Origin of the sequence: Iningainema tapete BLCC-T55 (assembly GCF_014698965.1) — a bacterium.
Taxonomy (GTDB): Bacteria; Cyanobacteriota; Cyanobacteriia; order Cyanobacteriales; family Nostocaceae; genus Iningainema; species Iningainema tapete.
Genome location: NZ_JACXAE010000107.1, coordinates 47,011 through 67,608, shown reverse-complemented (window position 1 = coordinate 67,608; position 20,598 = coordinate 47,011). Strand labels below are relative to the sequence as shown.

26 protein-coding genes are annotated in these 20,598 nt (G+C 42.4%); 11 read left to right on the top strand and 15 right to left on the bottom strand.

The genetic code is table 11. The annotated features are described in order from the left end of the window. Window positions 1-382: 382 nt before the first annotated feature. Window positions 383-1,093 carry a transaldolase family protein gene (locus ICL16_RS35765; protein ID WP_190836331.1) on the bottom strand — a complete coding sequence of 237 codons (711 nt, stop codon included), beginning with the start codon at window positions 1,091-1,093 and terminating at the stop codon, window positions 383-385. 46 nt (window positions 1,094-1,139) lie between these two features. Between ICL16_RS35765 and ICL16_RS35760 the strand changes: the two genes are divergently transcribed. From ICL16_RS35760 to ICL16_RS35740, 5 genes are all read left to right on the top strand, one after another. After that, window positions 1,140-1,469, top strand: a complete 330-nt coding sequence (locus ICL16_RS35760; RefSeq protein WP_190836330.1) for a hypothetical protein — start codon at window positions 1,140-1,142, stop codon at window positions 1,467-1,469. Window positions 1,470-1,661: 192 nt separating this feature from the next. Beyond that, window positions 1,662-2,003 (top strand): YtxH domain-containing protein, encoded by a 342-nt coding sequence (locus ICL16_RS35755; RefSeq protein ID WP_190836329.1) that lies wholly within the window; start codon window positions 1,662-1,664, stop codon window positions 2,001-2,003. Between the two features lie 21 nt (window positions 2,004-2,024). Next, window positions 2,025-2,582, top strand: coding sequence for a DUF948 domain-containing protein (locus ICL16_RS35750; protein WP_190836328.1), 558 nt, complete (start codon window positions 2,025-2,027; stop codon window positions 2,580-2,582). 204 nt (window positions 2,583-2,786) lie between these two features. Further along, window positions 2,787-3,593, top strand: a complete 807-nt coding sequence (locus ICL16_RS35745) for a TPM domain-containing protein (RefSeq protein WP_190836327.1) — start codon at window positions 2,787-2,789, stop codon at window positions 3,591-3,593. Window positions 3,594-3,717: 124 nt separating this feature from the next. After that, a complete protein-coding gene (locus tag ICL16_RS35740) occupies window positions 3,718-4,344 on the top strand; it encodes a precorrin-8X methylmutase (protein WP_190836326.1) in 627 nt (208 codons plus the stop codon). A gap of 81 nt (window positions 4,345-4,425) precedes the next feature. On the opposite strand, the gene ICL16_RS35735 is transcribed toward ICL16_RS35740, so the two are convergent. The 3 genes from ICL16_RS35735 to ICL16_RS35725 form a co-directional block, all read right to left on the bottom strand. Beyond that, complete coding sequence (locus ICL16_RS35735; RefSeq protein ID WP_190836325.1) at window positions 4,426-5,139, bottom strand: phosphate ABC transporter permease; 714 nt, start codon at window positions 5,137-5,139, stop codon at window positions 4,426-4,428. Between the two features lie 17 nt (window positions 5,140-5,156). Then, entirely contained in the window at window positions 5,157-5,981 is an 825-nt protein-coding gene (gene dapB, locus ICL16_RS35730) for a 4-hydroxy-tetrahydrodipicolinate reductase (protein ID WP_190836324.1), read from the bottom strand. Window positions 5,982-6,215: 234 nt separating this feature from the next. Next, window positions 6,216-7,043 (bottom strand): DUF4097 family beta strand repeat-containing protein, encoded by an 828-nt coding sequence (locus tag ICL16_RS35725; RefSeq protein ID WP_190836323.1) that lies wholly within the window; start codon window positions 7,041-7,043, stop codon window positions 6,216-6,218. A 473-nt stretch (window positions 7,044-7,516) separates the two neighbouring features. Between ICL16_RS35725 and ICL16_RS35720 the strand changes: the two genes are divergently transcribed. Beyond that, the gene (locus ICL16_RS35720) at window positions 7,517-8,023 is read left to right on the top strand and encodes an RNase A-like domain-containing protein (protein ID WP_190836322.1); all 507 of its coding nucleotides are present in this window, start codon (window positions 7,517-7,519) and stop codon (window positions 8,021-8,023) included. 14 nt (window positions 8,024-8,037) lie between these two features. Continuing rightward, the gene (locus ICL16_RS35715) at window positions 8,038-8,349 is read left to right on the top strand and encodes a hypothetical protein (RefSeq protein WP_190836321.1); all 312 of its coding nucleotides are present in this window, start codon (window positions 8,038-8,040) and stop codon (window positions 8,347-8,349) included. A 12-nt stretch (window positions 8,350-8,361) separates the two neighbouring features. Here the strand turns inward: ICL16_RS35715 and ICL16_RS35710 are convergent, their stop codons facing one another. From ICL16_RS35710 to ICL16_RS35700, 3 genes are read right to left on the bottom strand one after another with little or no spacing between them, the layout of a single operon-like run. Further along, complete coding sequence (locus ICL16_RS35710; protein ID WP_202895892.1) at window positions 8,362-8,562, bottom strand: type II toxin-antitoxin system HicA family toxin; 201 nt, start codon at window positions 8,560-8,562, stop codon at window positions 8,362-8,364. 29 nt (window positions 8,563-8,591) lie between these two features. Then, on the bottom strand, window positions 8,592-8,810 hold the full coding sequence (locus tag ICL16_RS35705) for a type II toxin-antitoxin system HicB family antitoxin (RefSeq protein ID WP_190836319.1): 219 nt from the start codon (window positions 8,808-8,810) through the stop codon (window positions 8,592-8,594). A 27-nt stretch (window positions 8,811-8,837) separates the two neighbouring features. Continuing rightward, window positions 8,838-9,011 carry a hypothetical protein gene (locus ICL16_RS35700; RefSeq protein WP_190836338.1) on the bottom strand — a complete coding sequence of 58 codons (174 nt, stop codon included), beginning with the start codon at window positions 9,009-9,011 and terminating at the stop codon, window positions 8,838-8,840. A gap of 146 nt (window positions 9,012-9,157) precedes the next feature. Between ICL16_RS35700 and dnaG the strand changes: the two genes are divergently transcribed. Beyond that, window positions 9,158-11,071 carry a DNA primase gene (dnaG, locus tag ICL16_RS35695; RefSeq protein ID WP_190836318.1) on the top strand — a complete coding sequence of 638 codons (1,914 nt, stop codon included), beginning with the start codon at window positions 9,158-9,160 and terminating at the stop codon, window positions 11,069-11,071. 1 nt (window position 11,072) lies between these two features. Here the strand turns inward: dnaG and hisG are convergent, their stop codons facing one another. Beyond that, entirely contained in the window at window positions 11,073-11,717 is a 645-nt protein-coding gene (gene hisG / locus ICL16_RS35690; RefSeq protein WP_190836317.1) for an ATP phosphoribosyltransferase, read from the bottom strand. 16 nt (window positions 11,718-11,733) lie between these two features. Here hisG and rppA point away from each other — a divergent pair, with 16 nt between their 5' ends. Next, the gene (gene rppA, locus ICL16_RS35685; protein ID WP_190836316.1) at window positions 11,734-12,417 is read left to right on the top strand and encodes a two-component system response regulator RppA; all 684 of its coding nucleotides are present in this window, start codon (window positions 11,734-11,736) and stop codon (window positions 12,415-12,417) included. Window positions 12,418-12,465: 48 nt separating this feature from the next. Here the strand turns inward: rppA and ICL16_RS35680 are convergent, their stop codons facing one another. After that, complete coding sequence (locus tag ICL16_RS35680; protein WP_190836315.1) at window positions 12,466-12,807, bottom strand: hypothetical protein; 342 nt, start codon at window positions 12,805-12,807, stop codon at window positions 12,466-12,468. 133 nt (window positions 12,808-12,940) lie between these two features. On the opposite strand from ICL16_RS35680, the gene ICL16_RS35675 reads away from it, so the two are divergent. Together ICL16_RS35675 and ICL16_RS35670 are read left to right on the top strand one after the other, a co-directional pair. Continuing rightward, on the top strand, window positions 12,941-13,267 hold the full coding sequence (locus tag ICL16_RS35675; protein ID WP_190836314.1) for a hypothetical protein: 327 nt from the start codon (window positions 12,941-12,943) through the stop codon (window positions 13,265-13,267). A gap of 79 nt (window positions 13,268-13,346) precedes the next feature. Next, window positions 13,347-13,835, top strand: a complete 489-nt coding sequence (locus ICL16_RS35670) for a hypothetical protein (protein ID WP_190836313.1) — start codon at window positions 13,347-13,349, stop codon at window positions 13,833-13,835. Between the two features lie 64 nt (window positions 13,836-13,899). On the opposite strand, the gene ICL16_RS35665 is transcribed toward ICL16_RS35670, so the two are convergent. The 6 genes from ICL16_RS35665 to ICL16_RS35640 all read right to left on the bottom strand — a co-directional run bounded on the left by ICL16_RS35665 (window position 13,900) and on the right by ICL16_RS35640 (window position 20,590). Continuing rightward, a complete protein-coding gene (locus ICL16_RS35665; protein ID WP_190836312.1) occupies window positions 13,900-14,919 on the bottom strand; it encodes a 1-acyl-sn-glycerol-3-phosphate acyltransferase in 1,020 nt (339 codons plus the stop codon). Between the two features lie 13 nt (window positions 14,920-14,932). Further along, on the bottom strand, window positions 14,933-16,114 hold the full coding sequence (locus ICL16_RS35660) for an aspartate aminotransferase (protein ID WP_190836311.1): 1,182 nt from the start codon (window positions 16,112-16,114) through the stop codon (window positions 14,933-14,935). A 57-nt stretch (window positions 16,115-16,171) separates the two neighbouring features. Beyond that, a complete protein-coding gene (locus ICL16_RS35655; RefSeq protein ID WP_190836310.1) occupies window positions 16,172-17,365 on the bottom strand; it encodes an iron-containing alcohol dehydrogenase family protein in 1,194 nt (397 codons plus the stop codon). 281 nt (window positions 17,366-17,646) lie between these two features. Next, window positions 17,647-18,168: a Ycf51 family protein gene (locus ICL16_RS35650; protein WP_190836309.1), complete on the bottom strand. Its 522-nt coding sequence runs from the start codon at window positions 18,166-18,168 to the stop codon at window positions 17,647-17,649. A 269-nt stretch (window positions 18,169-18,437) separates the two neighbouring features. Continuing rightward, window positions 18,438-19,766 (bottom strand): O-antigen ligase family protein, encoded by a 1,329-nt coding sequence (locus ICL16_RS35645; protein ID WP_190836308.1) that lies wholly within the window; start codon window positions 19,764-19,766, stop codon window positions 18,438-18,440. Continuing rightward, window positions 19,748-20,590, bottom strand: coding sequence for a YaaW family protein (locus ICL16_RS35640; RefSeq protein WP_190836307.1), 843 nt, complete (start codon window positions 20,588-20,590; stop codon window positions 19,748-19,750). Before ICL16_RS35640 ends, ICL16_RS35645 begins: the two co-directional genes overlap by 19 nt. Between the last annotated feature and the right edge of the window lie 8 nt (window positions 20,591-20,598).

Below are 20,598 nucleotides of genomic sequence, written 5' to 3'. Positions count from 1 at the left end.
TAATGCACGAGCGCAACGCTCACAACTTCCCTCTAGATTTGGCAGCAGTTGAAGCTCCTGCTATCAACGGTTAATCATGACTTAGAGACGCGATATATCGCGTCTTAAAACCAGAAGCGCCCTCCAGTTTTGGGGGGTGCTTTTTAGTTTGAACCGCGAATAATAGATTATAATCTCACGCAAAGACGCAAAAACGCAAAGTTTTTCTTAGCGCCTTAGCGCCTTTGTGTGAGGTTATATCGCTTCTACCCCTTATATAAAAATGGATAAAGACTTAGTTATTTTTCTCATCAGCGTTGGTGTATTTGCTCTCTATCTCGTCTTCTCAGCTCTAACTGAGATGGGTACTAAGCTACCTTGGAAAAAATAATAAGTAACAATACTATTCGGCTCCTTGCCGACGAGCAGCTTGCTCAAAGTCAGTAGCGGCTTGATTTGTCGCCGTGACATCGAAAAAGGCGGCAGCGACGAGGGGCGAAAATGTAAATGTATTCATTCCCTGAGTTGCAAGCAACGTAATATCATCTACACTACGGATACTGGCAACCAAAATTCGGGTGGCGCTGCCTACTCCGGCGATCGCTTGCTGCATTGCTACCAAATCCTCACGCCCATTGCGCCCCAAATCGTTAATTCTGCCTAAATAGGGAGCAACGTAATCTGCGCCCAAAGCTGCTGCAATGAAAACTTGGTGAATAGCGTAGACTCCTGTGAGTGTAATTCTCATCCCCTCTGCAATCAGTCTCGCCGCCGCCTCTGTTCCCATTTTGGTAATTGGCACTTTGACTACAATCCGTTGATCAATCGCTGCTAAGAGCTTGCCTGTTGTCACTAATGAATCAACTGTAGTTCCCCAAGTCTGAAGCTGGACTTCTTGAGCTTTGAGACTAAACGCAAGGCGAGCTTGATCCTTTAACTGTGAAACACTACAAGTGACTTGAGCCTTTTCTAACAACAGTGGATTTGTCGTCACCCCATAAAATAACCCTGTTGGCAGCCAGTTTTGCCACTGTTGTGTATCAGCACTGTCAAGAAATAAACGAATTCCTCTATAGTTTGGTTCTAATAGTTTAGGATGTTGATTATTAATCATAATACAAATATATCGACACTATTTTTTGAGATCAATGATATAAAAAATGGTGATATTCATTGTAACAATTAATATAAGTATATCATTAAGCTTGCTCTACATAGCTTGGCGATTGTGGCAATGGCGAAAGCGCTTAACTAGAATAGCTGAGATCTTAATTGCAGCAGAGCGTAGTACTCATGCAGTACTTAACAAAGCGCCCACAGCTATTTACATGAGTCGGCAGAATCTTCATAATCTGCGCCAAGGAAATCAGTCGATGCAGTTAAATATTCAACAAGTACGGCAGATTTTCGGTTTACTGGCACTTGGCTCCCAAGCTTGGCGGCGTAATTTTTGGCTCATCCGAGCAAAATCTTTACAAACAAGAAATTAAGAAAGCAACCTTTCTTGTGAAAAAACTGTCAACAAGAACAAGCAGGTAAATATTAGCAGCTATTACCTTAACGTAGCGTAATACATAGCTGCACCCCGCAGTATGCCTTTGCCAATATTTAGTAAAATCGAAACGAACAAACGCAACGTGTGAAAACCTGCCTAAAATGGGTTTAAGTAGAGAAGCAAAAAAATGTCTAAAAACCGTTCTGGAGTATTTATTGGCGGTATGATGCTAGGAGCTACCATCGGTGCTTTGACCGGACTACTTATGGCTCCACGCACAGGACGCGAAACACGTCAACTCATTAAAAAATCTGCCAATGCCTTGCCAGAATTGGCAGAAGATTTGTCCAGTAGTGTACAAATGCAGGCAGATCGTCTGTCGGCATCAGCAAGATCCAACTGGGATGAAACTTTGGAGCGACTGCGGGAGGCGATAGCAGCTGGTATGGATGCCAGTCAGCGAGAAACTGAAGCACTCACTAGACAAAACGCTCTAGAAAATTCAGATCCTGTTGGGCAGCATCAATAATAACTCATAAAACGCACAAACGTGATTGATCCTTTATTTTGGCTGGGAATGTCTCTTCTGTTAGTCGCCGCCAGTTTAACAGCTGTTTTGGTGGCGGCTATACCCGCTTTGATGGAGTTATCACGAGCCGCTCGTAGTGCAGAAAAATTATTTGATACCCTTTCGAGAGAATTACCGCCGACATTAGATGCCATTCGCATGACTGGCTTGGAAATCACTGATTTAACCGAAGACGTCAGCGAAGGTGTCAACAGTGCCACTCAAGTTGTCAAACAAGTAGATCAAAGCTTAGATAGTGCAAGAAAGCAAGCGCAAAACGTTCAAGTTGGTACGCGCAGTTTGTTTATTGGCGTCAAAGCAGCATGGAAAAACTTTACACGTCCAAAATCTTCAAAGCGGACAGTAGATTATTTACCGCCAACTCAAAAAGCAACAATGTCTGAAGACAAGCAACTGCGCGTCTACTCTTTACGAGATAGAGAAGCCAGAAGACAAGAGCGCCGCACTACAAATGAAGCTTACCGCACCAACAACACTTATAACGACTCTAGCAATTGGGATTCAGAAGAAGACTCCTGAATCTTGTACAGACGTTTCGCCGGAAAGTCTCTACGAGTACAGACGTTTCGCCGGAACGTCTGTACGACTATCTTCTGGAAAACCCTTTGATCTAAAGCGCTATATTAGATTAAAGTTAAAAAGTGTAAAGAAGTATCATTTTTCCCTTACTCTTTTAAAACAACTTGTTCACATCAACTCAAAAGATTTGTATAGATAACGTCCATGCAGTATTGTTTTTGGCGACGAATCAAAGCATTTATTGTAGTATTGTTCTTGGCAGGGTCCATTTGGACAACATATTCAACCAGTGCTTACGCTTATGACAATCCAGACTTACTACCCAAAACTCCGACACCAGTAGTAGACTTAGCCAAATCCCTCAACAGCGTTCAGGAAGAAAACCTTGTTCAAGAGTTAGACAAATTTGAAGCTGAGACTGGATGGAAACTGAGAGTTTTAACTCAGTACGATCGCAGCCCAGGTAGGGCGGTAATTAATTTTTGGGGTTTGGATGACAAAAGCGTTCTACTTGTTGCTGATTCTCGTGGCGGAAACATCCTCAGCTTTAGTGTTGGCGATGCCGTTTATGAATTGCTACCGCGTACCTTTTGGATAGAACTGCAAACCCGCTTTGGGAATTTATACTTTGTGCGAGAAGAAGGCGAAGATCAAGCCATCCTCCAAGCAATGAAAACAGTTGAAAACTGTTTGAGTCAAGGAGGCTGTAACGTAGTTCCAGGACTTCCACGGGAACAATGGATTCTCACCCTAATTACCTCAGTAATTGGTGGGATAATTTGTGGATTTGCAGCTCAACCCCGTGACGAGAAACAAGTAGTTGCTTGGCAATGGGCTTTAATTTTCTCTCCTTTATGGGGTATCTTGTTTATTGCCTTTGGAATTGGTCCGGTAGTCACAAGAACCAGTGATTGGCTACCTTTAGTTCGCAATATCGCTGGGTTCCTGATTGGTGTATTGGTTGCCTACTTGTCTCCTGTATTCTCTAGAACTCCCAGAACTGAGCTGTAAAGTAAACAATCACCGCACAAAGCAGCACACTTGAACTCAGAACGCAGTGTTTCTCTTCTCGTTCTGAGTTCTTGATCATGAAAGCTGATAAGCTTTTAGCTATTGGCTCACAGCAGGCGGACTTATGGAATGGCATGTAACGGATGCTCAAAGTTTGGCAATAATTGATCGTGAAATTGGCGATCATGTCTTGTCGCCTGCGGAGTATGAAATTGTCCGGCGGGTGATTTATGCTACTGCTGACTTTGAGTATAAAACTTTGATTAGTTTTTCTGAGCGTGCCTTACAAGCTGCAGCTGCTGCTCTAGCAGCACGCACTACTATTGTAGTGGATATTCCGTTGGTACAAGTAGGTATTGCTTACGACATTCAAAATACCTTTGCTAACCCGGTTTATTGTAGTATGGACACGCTCACACGACCCCAAAAGGAAAAAACTCGTGTAGCTTGGGGAATTGAAACTCTAGCCAAACGATATCCTGAGGGTATATTTGTAGTGGGTCAAGCACAAACTGCTCTCACTGCACTAGTTGATTTAATTGAAGCTGAAGAAATTAGACCTGCTTTGATTGTAGCCACGCCACCAGGATTTATTGAAGTGGATGCGGCTAAAGAACGCTTGCAAGATTCTTTAATTCCCCACATCACAATTAACAACCGTAAAGGTAACGCTGTAGTAGCAGCAGCGATTGTTGGCGGGTTAGTAGATTTGGCTTGGCAAGCTTTTGGGCAAGATGGGAACGAGAAGTAGGGGAGTAGTCCAAGTTAAAAGTGAATTGTTAAAAGTGAAAAGAAAGAGCATTTATTCTTTTTACTTTTAACTTGGTTCTTTTTACTTGTATTCCCCCTCACTCACAAACTCCTCATCTCCTCTACTGGTTCTCCGCCTACGAGGTTTTTGCCGTCTGTTTTCACGCAAGCGCTGACTTACTTCGGTAAAAAATTCTCTATTTAAATAAGGGTAATCACTTATCCACAAGTCGCGGCTAGGTATATAAATGTCGGTAATTTCTTCAATACTACTCAAATCTGAACGATTTGACATTACCACCATTTCTGCCATTTGACCACGAGCAATGGCTTTGTGCGCAACGCGCAGTGGCGCTTGTAACAAAGCTGTAAATTCGCTCTCGTCACCCACTTCTACATTAATTCGTTTTTCCCGGTTTTCGACAATTACTAAATCGCCTCTATTGTTGACGGTTTCTTGTTTACCCATCAACTCTTCTGTAATCCAGTAATCCAGCACTCGCCCACGGAAAAAGCCACTGTACTTGTAACGCCGACACTTTGAGTTACGCACACTTGCCCAAAATACTGGTCCCCACAACCAGTACAATGCGCCGACTAACCCTACTAAAAATACTAAACCAAAATCAAGTTGTAAAATAACTTTGACAAGTAAAACAACAGTTGCAGCAACTACAGAAATTAATAGTCGCTGCAAAAAATTTGCGAACTTCCCCCAATAGTACTTGTACTGTGGACCAGTAGCAATTAGGGGAATGAGTTGTTCAAATTTCGCTCGAGTGAGAGGAACTAGCATTCTGACGGTTGCGAAGTTTAGAGTATTTTTTCTAATCCATATACTAACGACTTTAACGCTAGTACTTTGCGAATTGCTAGTAGTACTCCCGGCATATAACAAGCGCGATCGCTCGTATCATGTCGCAGCGTATAAATTTGACCTGGTGCGCCAAATATTACTTCTTGATGGGCAATTAATCCTGGTAAGCGGACACTGTGTATTCTTATACCTTCGTTTGCTTTACTACCCCTTGCTCCGGGTAGCTTTTCCGTTTCTTCCACAGTAGGTGGGTTAAAAGTTTTACCCATTTCTCCTAGCATCTGCGCAGTTTGAATCGCCGTACCACTAGGCGCATCAGCTTTTTGGTTGTGATGCAGTTCAATAATTTCTACGTGTTCAAAATATTGCGATGCGGCTACTGCTGCTTGTTGCAGTAATACCATGCCGATGGAAAAGTTGGGGATAATTAAACATCCCGTACTAGCTTTATCGGCAAATTCTGCTAAATCTTGAATTTGTTGTGGACTTAAGCCAGTAGTGCCAACAACAGGACGGATACCATAGGCGATCGCCTTGCGTACATTATCATATACCGAAGAGGGGTGAGTAAAGTCCACCATTACCCCTGGCTGTTTTTCCTGTGCTGCAAACGCCAGCATTGGTTCCGATTGATCGGTAATGGGGATTTCCAACGGTTCATTTAAACCCGCCAGTTCCCCCGCATCTTTACCTTGATGTTCAGCAGTAGTGTCAATTGCACCTACTAAATTCATATCTGGTGCTTGCGCCACCGCTTTGACTACTTCTCGCCCCATTTTGCCCGCAGCACCAATAACTACAACCGGGATAGTTTGCGCCATATACAAGTTTTAAATCACCATCAAAATTGTAAAGCCACTGGGGGAGTAACGCGAAAAAGTGAGATCAAAACTAAAAAGGGCGATCACTTTTATATATAAATTTACCACGCCGTACTAAAACAGCGTGGTTGGATACTTAGAAGGTATTTTCAACGGTAGTTTTAAGACAACCTCTAAGTTCCGATTTTTTTTGCATCTTTGCCTCTTTGCGTTAGGAAGTATGCATACTTGAAATTATTTATGCCGATTTTCCAATTGTTCGATGCGTTTTTGCTGCTCACGAATAGTGTTGTTCTGATCGATGAGATAGAGGGTTAACTCTTCCAACTTTTGCAACAGGTTGATCGCAAATCCAGCAAGATTGACACCCGTATTCTTCATCTCTTCACCCGATGGGATTCCGGGAAGATGACCATTCTTGCGGATGAATGTTTGCACATCATTGAGAGTTGGTAGGTCATAATTGGCTGCAAAAACAAAGTCAGCTGGCTTGAGTGAAGCACCTCCTACAAGGATGTCGCCCGTTCCACCATCAATGTGAACGATGACTTTACCAGTACTGTTCAGAAGACGAATGTCTCCATTGCTACCTTCACCACCCAAAGTGATATTGCCGCTACCACCATCAATGTGAATAGTCTGTTTTCCTGCTTTATTGAGCAGAGTGGCATCACCTTCAGAATCATTGCCACCCAAGGTGATATTGCCGCTACCACCATCAATGTGAACAGTTTGTTTTCCTGCTTTATTAAGCAGAGTGACATCACCTTCAGAATCATTGCCACCCAAGGTGATATTGCCGCTACCACCATCAATGTGAACAGTTTGTTTTCCTGTTCTATTCAGCAGAGTGGCGTCGCCTTCAGAATCATTGCCACCCAAGGTGATATTGCCGCTACCACCATCAATGTGAACAGTCTCTTTACCTGCATTATTAAGCAAGGCGATGTCACCTCCAGTGCCATTACCACCTGCGAGTACATTGCCTTTTTCACCAACCAAACGTATGGTTACGCTGTCTGCTGCATTATTTAAAAGAATCTCACTAAATTTTTGCGCCATTTTGTCTTGTGCCTCTATGAAAAAATCAACAAAGCTGTTTTTTGTCTTGGAGTACATCTCTCCCTAATCTTCCCTTTATCAAAAAAGGGGGGCATTGAGCAGATATGTGCGAGATGAAAGTCGTGCATCTCGGCTCAATACCTAGTGGAGGTCGCTTGTGATGTATATTTCCAAGCTTTGCGTTTCTCACTATCTCAGATTTTTAAGGAGAATGCAAGGACAGTTAAGACAGTTAGGACAGTTAACTAGACATTTAATAAAAATTTAATAACATTTAAGTTGCTTGATATTAATCCTGTTTGTCATTCTCGGAAAACAATCATCGAAGCCAAATTCTGAAGCGATCGCAACTGATTTGAGCACAGATGTAACTCTTGACGAATACATAATTTGAATGCAAATTGGAGATTGTTGTTGCCAATATTATCGAATTCAAACAGAACAACGTATCTGCCAACAAAATTGGTTTTGAAATGCTTAACAATTTGAAACAATCCTTAGCAAAGAGCGCCAAATTCGTGTTCTTGTCACCTATTCCAATATTGAGTTTTGCACTCAGCCAACCAGTGTTTGCACAATGCGTTCCAACATTCTCAGATGGCTGGCTAGAAAACCAAGAGCGTTCTGGAGGACATACGATTCAGCGTCACGTTGGCAAGAGCGTTCAAGAACTTCTCAACCGATTGAGGCAGCAACGAAACATTAATAGCGCCAGCAGCTATGATAATCTTGACGGAGCTAGCAGATCTATTCAAGCTGCGTTAACAGCCAATGAGAATCGTTTGAACAATTGGGCTAAGAATGCAGCTCAAGGTCAAACGAAAGCTGTTGATTATAGTTTGAGTGTTCCTGTTGGTACTGTCGCTTATCGTCCAGCTTCTGAGAAAAACCTGACGCGCACAAACAAGTTACGTGTTGTGATCAAGAAAACCAACTCTCGCTCAAACTGTATAGTTCTTACCTCATACCCAGTTCGTTAGTTTGGCACAAAAAAATGACTCTAGAACCTAAATGCGAAGAACTTTACAGTTTTCTGTCTTCTGAGTTTGCTGACGCCGATTTTGAAGGTAAGAGTGATGAAGAGGTAGTCCGTAACACCGTCACTCCAAACCTGATTGAATGGCATCGCACAATAATTGCCGAAGGACGAGCAGCCTTAAATTCTTCCTCCTTTCCCTGGCGTACAGTAGGGGACTATGCAAATCGATATTTTGAAACCGAAGAAGACGCAAGAATTTGGCTAACCCAGGTGCTTAATCAGCTAGAGCTTTGCGTTGATAGCATTTCTCGGAAAAATCCAACATGAAAGCCAGCACTTTTATAAATCTTCTAATTCTTGAGAGAAATCCTCCGGACTTAACTCAATTTCTCTTAAAATTTCCCGTATTAATGGACGAGCGATGTCGCTACCTGGGTGATTTGGAACTGTAGTTGTTCTCCCATCCGGGTGTCGGTAAAAAACATGACTACCCTTTTGCCTAACTGGCTCAAAACCTAGCTTCAGCAACAACTTTTCCATTGTTTTAAATTTAACGATGGGTAAACGGCTCACGCACTTACCTCTATTTGTTGTACGCCTACAAAACGGGGTAAATCTTCTACATTCTCGCCGTATTCTTCCAAACAAAGTTCTAAAACTTCTTTGAGATTTTGTTGCAATTCATCTAGGGTTTTTCCTTGTGTATGAGCACCAACAATTCCGGGTACAATTCCAACATATAATTTGGTTTGTGGGTCGTATTCGATGTAAGCCGTAAATATTTTCATAGTTTTTATACTTACTTATTCTCTAGCTTAAAGTAATCCCGCTGATTCAGATAAACGTTTGAGCATTGCTGAAATCTTAACACCATACTGCAAAGAAGCTGACCTTTCCCTAGCTTCATTTGTACCATCTGCGATCGCCCCTGAATCTATTCCAAGTGTTTCTTTGCCTCCGTGCGCTGCGGAAATAAAAATACGTCCCATAAAATTAAGAGTAAGCAATTATACGTTATTGTCACTTGTGCAACAAGAATATAATAGCTATAGCAGTCCTTTGCTAATGGAAGACTGGTTAATTGCTAATTGTCATCAACCAGTCTTCCATTAGCCAGTCTTCCATTAACAAAGCCATGCACATCCCCCGCTTGCATCCAGATACAATTGAAGAAGTTAAACAAAGGGCTGACATTGTTGATGTCGTCTCAGAATACGTGGTTTTGCGCAAGCGTGGCAAGGATTTTGTGGGTTTATGTCCCTTCCACAATGAGAAAAGCCCCAGTTTCACAGTCAGCCCTAACAAGCAAATGTACTACTGCTTTGGCTGTCAAGCAGGAGGCAATGCAATTAAGTTTGTCATGGAAGTTGGTAAGCACTCTTTTACCGAAGTAGTGCTGGATTTAGCACGGCGTTACCAAGTGTCTGTGAAAACTCTAGAACCCGAACAAAGGCAAGAGTTGCAGCGTCAGCTGTCTTTACGCGAGCAACTGTACGAAGTTCTTGCTACAGCCGCACAGTTTTATCAACATGCTCTTAAGCATAGCTCACAAACAGCTATGCAGTATCTCACAACCAAGCGTAAACTTAGTCAAGAAACAATTGCCCAGTTTGGTTTAGGATATGCTCCCGCCGGTTGGGAAACTTTGTATCGTTACCTTGTGGAAGATAAACGCTACCCGGTGCAATTGGTGGAGAAAGCGGGTTTGATTAAACCACGCAAGGAATCAGGCGGTTATTATGATGTGTTTCGCGATCGCATCATAATTCCCATACGCGATACAATCGGACGTGTGATTGGCTTTGGGGGTAGAACTTTGGGCGACGATCAACCAAAGTATCTCAATTCTCCAGAAACAGAAGTTTTTATTAAGGGTAAAACTTTATTTGCCCTCGATCAAGCTAAATCTGCAATTTCTCAACAAGATTCAGCTATAGTTGTAGAAGGGTATTTTGATGCGATCGCTCTCCACGCTGTCGGAATTTCTAACGTCGTCGCCTCCCTTGGTACAGCCCTCAGTTTAGAACAAGTACGACAAATATTACGCTACACCGAATCCAAACAGTTGATCCTCAACTTTGATGCCGATGCAGCAGGGACTAATGCAACCGAACGTGCAATTGGAGAAATTGCCCAACTAGCATACAAAGGCGAAGTTCAACTCAAAATTCTCAACATACCCGATGGTAAAGACGCCGACGAATACTTACAAACACGTAGCCCAGAAGACTACCGACAACTAGTAGCAAACGCCCCACTTTGGCTTGATTGGCAGATTCAACAAAGCATCAAAGATCGCGATCTCAAGCAAGCAACCGACTTTCAGCAAGTGTCGCAAGCCTTAGTAAAATTACTTAAAAATATTAACAACATTGATACTCGCGACTATTATATAGATCGTTGTGCAGAAATCCTCAGCGTTGGGAATGACAGACTTAAACCGCTACGAGTAGAAAATCTACTAACCCAAATAGCTCCTACTACTAGTTATAGTAAGCCAATGCCGAGAAATGTTGGCAAGCAATCACAACAAACACAGCAACTTACAGTTGGGGAAAGCGGTATTTTAGAAGTAGCAGAAGCTTTATTACTGCAAATTTACCTGCACTATTCACAACATCGTCAACTTATAGTCAACACCTTAGAAGAACGAGACTTACAATTTAGTCTCTCTCACCACCGATTTTTGTGGCAAAAAATTTTAGAAGTTTCACTCTTGTTAGAGCATGATTTAATCTCAACTGTGCAAGACAGATGCTTAGAATTTCCTGAAGAAATGGAATTAGTGTCTAAGTTATTCCATTTAAATGAAAAAACCCAGAAAGAAATCATCTCACGTCACGACAAGTTGATTCAAGCTGCCACTGCTTGTATGGAAAGAGTGCTGAGAGAAAAGCGCTGTCGTCACTTCTTAGAACTTTGGCAACAAATTGATATAGAAGCAGAACCAGAACGATACAAATCCTATTACGATGCATTATACGCGGAAAAACAGCGCCTTCGAGAATTAGAAGCTCAGCAGCAATTTTCCATTACAGATTTGTTGTGATTTATACACTAGATAAAACTGATGCTCGTAGTTGCTCAACCCAGTGGTGTAAATTACCTGTATTCAAGCGGTAACTGAGGGGATGGGCAATTAATCGTGCGGTACTTTCATACAAAGTTTCAATCTCCACCAAACCATTTTCGCGCAATGTTCGCCCTGTAGAAACCAAATCAACGATCGCCTCTGACATTCCTGTAATCGGACCTAGTTCCACTGAACCATATAATGGTATAATCTCCACTGGTAAATCCAAACTGTGGAAATATTCACGAGCGCAATTAACATACTTAGATGCCACCCTACCGTGAGCAGGCAACTCCAAAGGTGAACGATAGGAACTAGATTGTTTCACCGCCACCGACATTCGACAATGCCCAAACTGCAAATCAACCAAATGGGCAACTTGCGGCTTTTTCTCTCGCAACACATCATAACCCACAATACCCAGTTGTGCCTGACCGTACTCTACATAAACTGGCACATCCTGCGCCCTTACTAGTAGCCCTTTTGCTTTACCGCTAGTATCAGGAATCTGAAGTTGGCGTGTACCTGAGTCCAAAAAAGCACTAAAGTCCAATCCGATATTTTGTAGCAGGCGGATGCTATTTTTGAGAAGTTCCCCTTTTGGTAGTGCAACAGTAAGCATATAGCGATTTATTGATATGCGGATTTTAGTTGTTGACGATGAAGTTGAACTAACTGACCCTCTAAGTCGCATGTTAACTCGTGAGGGGTACACTGTGGAAGCTGCTTATGATGGAACAAGTGGCAGCAATCTTGTACAAACAGGTAATTACGACTTACTAATTTTAGATTGGATGTTGCCCGGAAAAACGGGATTGGAAATATGTCAGGAATTGCGACGCCAAGGCAAAACCACACCAGTATTATTTCTTACCGCCAAAGATACTTTAGACGATCGCGTACAAGGTTTAGATGCTGGTGCAGACGACTACTTGGTGAAACCTTTTGAACTGCGGGAGTTACTAGCACGAGTTCGTGCTTTATTACGTCGTTCGAGTTCTCATTATGGGACAACTCAAAGGTTAGCTGTAGCTGATTTAGAATTGGATTGTGACAACCAAATCGCTTACCGACAAGGACGGATGATTGAACTTTCTGAAAAAGAAGGTCAACTGCTACAGTATTTTATGGAAAATACTGGACAACTGCTGACTCACACACAGATTTTACAACATCTGTGGCAAGATGGGGAACCACCTAGTAGCAATGTGGTTGCAGCTTTAATTCGCCTGCTACGTCGTAAGATTGAGACATCTGGTGAATCGCAACTAATTCATACTGTTTACGGTAAAGGTTATCGTTTTGGAACGAGTAATAGTTAACAGCAAACCCTTGTAGAGACGTTCCCTCATCGTTCATACAAGGGTTGCTTATTCATCCTCATCCTCTTCATCGACCATATCATACATCATCATGCTGCCCATACCTGCAACTAACTGCTGTGCCACGTCTATCAGTTGACGTGCATCTTCTTCTGTTGAGATGTTGATGTAAAGGCTTTCAGTTTCCAAACCTACATAATTGGGGTGGTATATTGCAAAAACTCCATCCTTAGAGTTTTCGTATAGTTCAATCTCCGTGTATCCCAACTCTTCTCGATCAATCAATTCATAACTGTTTTCTTTGAGCCAGGTTTCCCAATTTCCTTCTCCTGCACTGGGTAGTTCGGATAACTGCTTACTTTGCCAATCCATCACTTTCATCGAATTCATGATTGAATTTCCCACGGGCGATCGCATATCGTATTAAAAATAAAATATATTACGGTAGTATATTCTTCTATTAAAGTATAACTAAACATTAAAATAAAAATATAACAACAGCCTACTTTTGGGAGGCTATGATATGAAACGCTTTGTTCTAGCTGTTTTGGCAAGTGCATTATCGTTAGGGGTAACTGCAATCCCTGAAGTCGCTAATGCTGATGATCGATATAATCGTCGATTCTACCGCCACGAGCGCTCTCGTTATGATGAGCGTGGCGATCGCCCGCGCTATTATGAGCGAAGAGATCGTCCGCGTTATTATCGAGAAGACCGTTCGCGTTATGATCGAGGTTACTACCCCAGATATAGCTACCCTGAATACTATCCTCGTCGATACGACAGAAGAGGATATTATTCACCTAGACGCTCTGGGTTTCAACTGGTTGTACCGTTGATTATCAAGTAGTTAATTACCCCGAAGATTTTCGTAGGGGCACGGCTAGCCTTTGCCCCTACCCCGTGGTTTATTTACTTAAATAGAAATCGTGAAAAAAATTATTGTAAAAATCACTTTTACTGCTGTAATATTTATATTTACTACACTAATGGGAATAATTCCAGCGTCAGCTATTACATTTAACTATACGTGGAAAGGTGATAATAACTATTCAGCTACTGGTTCATTTAGTTATGATGAGAACACAGTTCCTGCAACTTTTTCGGAAAATGGATTTGGAGCAACTAACGTTTTACAATCGCTAAATATTTCTTTTTTCGCTCCTTTAAATAATCGGATTGCCACATATAACAATGTTCTAGATGGTAATTCAAAAGCTAACTATTTTAATTTCAATTTCAACACGGTTACGCAAGAAATCTTTGGATTAATAGATTTAGGAGGAGAAGAACCAGGAGACACTTATTTAAAAGGAACAGTTAATACGAACCTATCACTCTTTCAAGTGCCTCAATCTGGTATAGACGTAATCATAGATAGTAATTCAGGCAATATTTCTATCGAAGTTGAACCTTAACAAATTTGCTCTAGGATAAGTATTGTAGTCCGTTAAAACGGACTTAAGCTATGATCCATACACTTCAGTGTATGGCAGACTGGGAAACGTTACGGCGTCGATTAATTTCACATTGCAATTTTTCTCGTAATTGTTGTGCTTTTTGGTAACTCAATGTTCTTCCTGTTTTCTCTTCTTCCACTTGATACAGAGATTGAATGAAATAACGTAAGCGAGTTTTCATCGCCCAAACACCCATTGAAGGAAACAGAAGAAAAATCGGCATTAAAGGAGATAAGGGCAAAAATGGTAGTTGTAATAATCTCTGTAATTTATCAAGATTAACAGTCCAAGGATGTAAGTTTTCGCTACCGATACAAATAATCGGTAAAATCGGTACTTGATGGCGTTGGCTCAACTGAATAAAACTAGAATTGAACTTTTCTAACTGATAGCGTTTGCGCCAACCTTTTCTTGGTCCGCGTAAACCCTCTGGCGCATATAATATAATTTTACGCTCTTTAATTGCTGTTTCAAAATCATCTAACTCTGCTCTTACGCCACCCAAAACCTTTGACCATCCAGGTGGTAACCACCATTTTACCCAAGGATGATCAAACAATGCTACACCAGTTAGAGGTTGCACAACCCATCCTTGTGTGCTTAATAAATAACCCAATGACACAAAGTCCCAAGGAAAACACATTCCTGCATGATTCATTGCCACAATCATCGGTTCATTTGGCGGCAAGTTCTCAATTTGTTGCAACTCTATGGGAAAATGATAATTAAAGATGGGAGTTAGTACTTCATCTCTCCAGCATTGTTGATAATTAGGGTTGAATTCATCAGTTTGTGTTTGTGGCGAGCGCAAACCTAAACGTAGCCAGCGGATTAGTAGAGCTAAATAAAATCCGCCGGGAATTAAGAACAAGCAATATTCCAGCCAATTCCAACCGTCTGGATCATCGTGGTAGTGTTGCCAGTGACGGTTGAACAAAATCAGCCAACCAGGAGGATACCACAAACAAAACCGATCAAACCAGCTAAATGTGTAACCTTCGCTTTGAGGGTAATAACGGTTTTCCGAGTTTTGATTAATCACAATATTTAGACATTTAATAATGAATTCCCGCTTGTTTAAATCTGTGCAAAGCTTCGCCCAAGCGATCGCACTCAGCAATCAAGCTAATACGCACATAACCCTCGCCTCCACTACCAAAAGCATTACCAGGAGTGACAACTACTCCAGTTTGCTGTAGTACGTTGAGGGCAAAGTCCGTAGAACTTGTACCATCAGGACAAGGAACCCAAAGATACATCGTCGCCTTAGTTTTACTCACATCCCAACCTAACTGTGCTAAACCTTGAATGAGAAAATCGCGGCGGGTACGATAACGTTCTTGTACTTCCTGCAAATAGCTATCTGGTAGTTGCAAAGCTGTTTGGGCTGCTGTTTGCAAAGCGGCAAAAATACCATAATCCAAATTAGTCTTCAAAGTGCGCAAACCTTGAATTATATGACGGTTGCCTACCACAAAACCCACACGCCAACCTGCCATATTATAGGTTTTCGACATAGTGTGAAACTCAACGCCAATATCTTTTGCGCCGGGAATTTCTAACAAACTAGTCGGTTGATAACCATCAAAAGCTAACTCAGCATAACACAAATCATGAACTAGGAGAATTTCGTATTTACGAGCGAAAGCGACGATATCTTCAAAAAATTCACGCGGTGCGGTAGCGGCAGTAGGATTACTGGGATAATTAAAATAGAGAATCTTGGCTTGTTGGGCGACTGCATCGGGAATTGCCGCCAAATCAATCAACCAGTCATTCTCCGGTTTTAATATTAAACTATGAACCTTACCACCAGCAATTACCGGACCGCGAAAATGAGCCGGATAGGCAGGAGACGGTACTAAAACTAAATCACCAGGATTAATATAAGCGATCGCCAGATGAGCCAATCCTTCTTTAGAACCAAGTAGAGGCAACGCCTCACTATCTGGATCTAGTTTCACATCGTAACGACGATTATACCAATTAGTAATCGCACTGCGGAAACTAGCCGTACCTTCAAAAGGAGGATACCCGTGATTAGCTGGATTTTGTAAAGCTGCAATTGCCGCTTCTACAACTGGTTGCGGTGTTGCACCATCAGGATTTCCCATCCCCAAATCAATCAAATCCAACCCTTGCTCACGAGCCTTAGCCTTAAGTTCATCTAGACGAGCAAATACATAAGGTGGTAACTTCTGTACACGTTCGGCCGGAGCAATCCAATTCAAAGTCATCGTCATTCACTCTCACTCAAAACACCCACTTGACTCAATTCAACAAACATGCTATTCTTACTCGGCATTCTCTGCTTCCCCTTGGTTTAAACCTGGGGCTATGCGGTTCAATAATTTCTCACCCATTTGAACACGCCCTTCCACTGGCGCAGTAGTAGAAACCATTGCCGCCATCAACTGTTCAGTTACCACTGGAAAAGGTAACCTGTGGATATCAGAATTAGGAGCCAAGGCAATTTCCGCAGCAGTTTGTAATGAGTCTAAAGTAACATTTCCCAAGCCCAAATCTGCCAACTTTTGCGGCAATCCAATTTCTGCATAAAACTTCAACAACTGTTGCCGTGCAGATGCGGCTAGCTGATTACCTAGTATCATTTCTTCTAAACGCAGTTGCACTAAAATACCGTAGGCAACTTTTTCCCCATGAATGCTACCATGACCAGCAATATGGGTTAAACCATTATGTACGGCATGGGCAGCAACTGTACGACACTGCGCTCCACCTAATCCCCCAATCACACCAGCAAGTAAAACAGTAGCGTCTACAACTTCTTGCCAAACCTCGCTGCCTGGTGCTTCCAGGGCGGCGACAGATTTTTGGAACAGAATATCCCGCAAAACTCGCGCTTGTTGCACTGCGGCGACAATTAAAGTTTGTTCCAAATGTCCGCTACTTACAGAAGCTTCGTACCACTTGGCGATCGCATCTCCTATTCCCGCTACTAGTGTACGTTGTGGAGCAGTTTGAATCAACTCGTAATCAAGTATAAGTAAATCAGGGCAGCGTTCAAGCGGCACATCGTAGAGAAAAGCTCCTTGATCGGAGTATACATTTGACAAAGCAGTCCATGCTGCACAAGTAGCCGCTGAAGTCGGAATCGTCACTACTGGTAACTGCAATTGGTGAGCGAGTAACTTAGCTGTATCCAGTGCTTTACCACCACCATAGCCGAGAATTACATCAGCTTTATGTTCTTTTGCCGCCTTGCGTAAAGATTTGAGACTTGCTTCACTACAATCTGGAGCATAGCTTGCTGAGGCACAATCTAATTGCTGTTCTAATGGTTGTAGGTAAGATTGGGTAGTTTTGATGCGACCAGTTACAATCAAAGGACGACGCCCTAACCTGGAAATCGCTTCATATGCCTGCGCTAAGCTCTGGGAGCCACGAATTACTTGTGCTGGGGCTACAGTCAGAGTAAGTAACGGAGGGGTTTTTGTTTCTAACTTTGGTGTAAATTGATTAGGCATGTAACTAACTAATTAACGGTAGCACTTAATATATAAACTGGAATACTTTTTACTACACGGACTTAATAAGTAATTAGTCAACTTTTAACTATTTCTATTGGGTTGTATTGTTAACTTATATTTTAACAAAAAATAACATATTATTGTAGTTTAATACACAAAAATATTTCTACCTTGCAAATAAATGCACCTTCGCCTTGTAGAGACGTTCCGCCGGAACGTCTCTACATCGTTCCGCCGGAACGTCTCTACATCATTGTTCGGAGGCGCCCACCAAATATTTAAGTAGTGGGTTGTGGAAGTAGGGCAAATTTATCCTGATCAACTTCTATCACCATTTGCGAATCTTCCCGATTAGTGAGAGAACGCTTGACTTGTCCTAAGTAAAGTGGTATAGAAACCCCTGGTTCTGGATGGACAACAGTACGCACTCGAATAGTTAATTGGTTTTGTTCTGGCGTACCTAAACGACCAAAAGAATACAAATCGCTGGCTGCTTGACGTAGAGTTGCTTCTACCTGTGATGGAGAAGTTTGGGGTGGGATCACAATCACTGCTTGTGTTGCCCCATTGTCGTAAACTCGACTGTAGCGCACAGCGCCGGGAATTACAGTCCGAGACAAGGGTGCTAACGAAAGAGCAAATAAACCTCCCGTTAACACCAGCATAAAGCCAGTTGTACCCACTAGCCGAAAACGGAAGCCCCATTTGAAGATAAAACTTAAGACTGTGATGGCAGCAAATACTAGGGTCGCAATACCTGACCATTCAGTATACTGGAGGAATTCAGCTGTTGTGAGCATAAAACGAGTCTAGGTGTTTTTTCTAATACACCTATTTTAGAAGCGCTGTGGCGGAAAATATACTCGATCAAAATAGAGAAGGGCATCTATGTTGATAGATACCCGTAGTGCAGGAAAACCCTAATGGGCTGTCCCAACATCTTCCCAACAATCAGCGACAGTAACTCATGTGGAATTAGCCACACTCACATTCACAAACGTGAACTTATTAGTAAGTTTATTAACTTGAAGTGATAATAACCCCAGTATATGTACTGAAAATGAACTATTCAGATCCCCGACTTCGTAAAAGTTGTCGGGGATCTCGAATATGCTACTCCAGAAATCCCAGATAACAGCAACCACGAGAGTGCATTCAAGCGAAAATCGTACAAAGTAATGTCTACTGTATTGAATAGTACCCAAGCGACAAAAACCATCAGATAACTGAAAAATATTAGTTTATCTTCTGTTTCGACATTTTTTGAACGCAACAGTTGAACTCCTGCCAAAAATATCCAGCCGAGTAAGCCACAAAACAAAAGCGTAAAAGGAAGCCCAGCTTCAGCACACAGCATCAAAAACAAGCTATGGGGATGTCCCAACCAAATGTGCATTTTAGCTTCGTAAAGTTGCGTAAAATTACGTAAACCCCAACCAGTCCAAGGACGTTGCACAGCCAAAGACCAAGCAAATTCCCACTGAGTTTTGCGCAATAATGCAACTGGTCGATCGGGATAAAGTTGGTCGTTTAACCGCGCCCAAAAGAAAGCAGGAACAACTGGGCGAAACAATTGAGCAATTGGTAAAGGCGCAAAAGCAGCTAAAAGTACTGTGGTGGCTACACCCGCAACAAAAGCCACTTGAATGTGCCAGCGTTGGTAAATTGCATAAGCAAGACTGGCAAAAATCGCGATCGCCCACGCATTACGTGAGTTAGTCAGAATTAATGCCACAAAATTGCCCATCATTACCACAGTTAAGAAGATGAGAGGGAGTGGGGGAGAGTGCTCCCCTGCCCCCCTACTTCTAGTTGCTTCTCGAAAGGCTTCCAACCATAGCCCTAACCCCAGGATGAAAACTATCACCAAGTAACCTGCTAAGGTGTTGGCGTACATAAAGATGGAAGCCATGCGTCCTGGTGGATTTCCGGATGGTGCAATCGCCCAACCAAATACACCTTCCCATTGCTGTGGAGTAGCCCATCCCCAAAACAACTGTCCCAAGCCGATGATGACTACTGGTATTGAAGTCATCACTAAAATCCATGACAGTTGGCGCAGTTGTGCTACTGTTTGAATGAGAATGCTAAAAGTAGCAAAAAACAAAAAGAATGGTAAGAAATTAAATAAGCCTAAGAAAGCTACTGGTTTGTCATAGGCAAAGGCGGCGGTAACGATCAGCAATACGCTGACTAGAGCAAACCCTCTGTTGAGAGGGCGACGGATAATTGTGCGGCGTTGTGAGATCCAAGTTCCTAAAATTGCTAATCCTAAACCAACGACACCCAACAATGGACTTAATGGGAAAATCAGCAGTCCCAGTTGGGCGTAGTTCCAAACGGATTGCAAACTAGGGTTGGGGTGGCGAAAAGCAGTCTTCAAGCAGGTTCCCAACATTCAGTGCGGGTGAGGCGAATTTGAGCTAAAGCAAAGATTGTCGGTATAATCCGACCATAGTTAGTGGCGATCGCTCTCCAGCCTAAATCTGCGAAAAACCATGCCCACATCACCGGTCCTAACATGGCAAAGACACTGCGAGTTGCTCCGTAACGAGCCGCACTTACAGCCATGCCTCGCCTTGCCATTTGTAGCGCTACATAGTTTTGAAACTGTGCTGCTGCTGCGACGCCACCTTCAATCGCTGCTTGTTGGGCAACTTGATAGGCTGCAAATTGCATGGCAAATTGACGAGCAATTTGTTTGAGCAAAAATGGCTGAATGATCGAGGTAACAGCCAGCGCACTACCACCTTTAACAAGTAACCCCAAGGGATCGCGCTGCAAAGAAAGTGGTAAAGGTTCTTTTAAGTCTGACTTGGCAAGCTGACGCTGCACTTGTCTACTCAATTTTTGCTTGTCTTTTTCTGGTAATTTCCTCCATACTTGCCCTAGTAGATGCAAGAATACCTCTGCTTCCAAATCAACTGTTGTCAAATCGTGAGCATAAGATATTTTCAAATACTTACAAACTTGAATCAGTGCTTGTCGGTATGTTACTTCCCTTGTACGTCCCCGCAATACTGTGATCCCATCTGCCGCTAAAAAGCGAAAACGCTCTTCTAATGAGTCAAGCCAAGCTGTGCGATTTTGGCTTTGCACTTCTATCGGTTCTGGTGTGTGAACATAGTCTAAGGGATTAAACTTACGACTAAATAGAATTGCTGTGAGATCTTGTAATTCTTCATCGGTTGCTAGTTCCAGTGCAGCCCTCAATTCATCCAATTTCCCTT

Coding starts and splice junctions, on each gene's coding strand:
- ICL16_RS35765 (WP_190836331.1), bottom strand. CDS start 1,093: ATGATTAATAATCAACATCCTAAACTATTAGAACCAAACTATAGAGGA.
- ICL16_RS35760 (WP_190836330.1), top strand. CDS start 1,140: ATGGTGATATTCATTGTAACAATTAATATAAGTATATCATTAAGCTTG.
- ICL16_RS35755 (WP_190836329.1), top strand. CDS start 1,662: ATGTCTAAAAACCGTTCTGGAGTATTTATTGGCGGTATGATGCTAGGA.
- ICL16_RS35745 (WP_190836327.1), top strand. CDS start 2,787: ATGCAGTATTGTTTTTGGCGACGAATCAAAGCATTTATTGTAGTATTG.
- ICL16_RS35740 (WP_190836326.1), top strand. CDS start 3,718: ATGGAATGGCATGTAACGGATGCTCAAAGTTTGGCAATAATTGATCGT.
- ICL16_RS35735 (WP_190836325.1), bottom strand. CDS start 5,139: ATGCTAGTTCCTCTCACTCGAGCGAAATTTGAACAACTCATTCCCCTA.
- dapB (WP_190836324.1), bottom strand. CDS start 5,981: ATGGCGCAAACTATCCCGGTTGTAGTTATTGGTGCTGCGGGCAAAATG.
- ICL16_RS35725 (WP_190836323.1), bottom strand. CDS start 7,043: ATGGCGCAAAAATTTAGTGAGATTCTTTTAAATAATGCAGCAGACAGC.
- ICL16_RS35720 (WP_190836322.1), top strand. CDS start 7,517: ATGCTTAACAATTTGAAACAATCCTTAGCAAAGAGCGCCAAATTCGTG.
- ICL16_RS35715 (WP_190836321.1), top strand. CDS start 8,038: ATGACTCTAGAACCTAAATGCGAAGAACTTTACAGTTTTCTGTCTTCT.
- ICL16_RS35710 (WP_202895892.1), bottom strand. CDS start 8,562: ATGGAAAAGTTGTTGCTGAAGCTAGGTTTTGAGCCAGTTAGGCAAAAG.
- ICL16_RS35705 (WP_190836319.1), bottom strand. CDS start 8,810: ATGAAAATATTTACGGCTTACATCGAATACGACCCACAAACCAAATTA.
- ICL16_RS35700 (WP_190836338.1), bottom strand. CDS start 9,011: ATGGGACGTATTTTTATTTCCGCAGCGCACGGAGGCAAAGAAACACTT.
- dnaG (WP_190836318.1), top strand. CDS start 9,158: ATGCACATCCCCCGCTTGCATCCAGATACAATTGAAGAAGTTAAACAA.
- hisG (WP_190836317.1), bottom strand. CDS start 11,717: ATGCTTACTGTTGCACTACCAAAAGGGGAACTTCTCAAAAATAGCATC.
- rppA (WP_190836316.1), top strand. CDS start 11,734: ATGCGGATTTTAGTTGTTGACGATGAAGTTGAACTAACTGACCCTCTA.
- ICL16_RS35680 (WP_190836315.1), bottom strand. CDS start 12,807: ATGAATTCGATGAAAGTGATGGATTGGCAAAGTAAGCAGTTATCCGAA.
- ICL16_RS35675 (WP_190836314.1), top strand. CDS start 12,941: ATGAAACGCTTTGTTCTAGCTGTTTTGGCAAGTGCATTATCGTTAGGG.
- ICL16_RS35660 (WP_190836311.1), bottom strand. CDS start 16,114: ATGACTTTGAATTGGATTGCTCCGGCCGAACGTGTACAGAAGTTACCA.
- ICL16_RS35655 (WP_190836310.1), bottom strand. CDS start 17,365: ATGCCTAATCAATTTACACCAAAGTTAGAAACAAAAACCCCTCCGTTA.
- ICL16_RS35650 (WP_190836309.1), bottom strand. CDS start 18,168: ATGCTCACAACAGCTGAATTCCTCCAGTATACTGAATGGTCAGGTATT.
- ICL16_RS35645 (WP_190836308.1), bottom strand. CDS start 19,766: ATGTTGGGAACCTGCTTGAAGACTGCTTTTCGCCACCCCAACCCTAGT.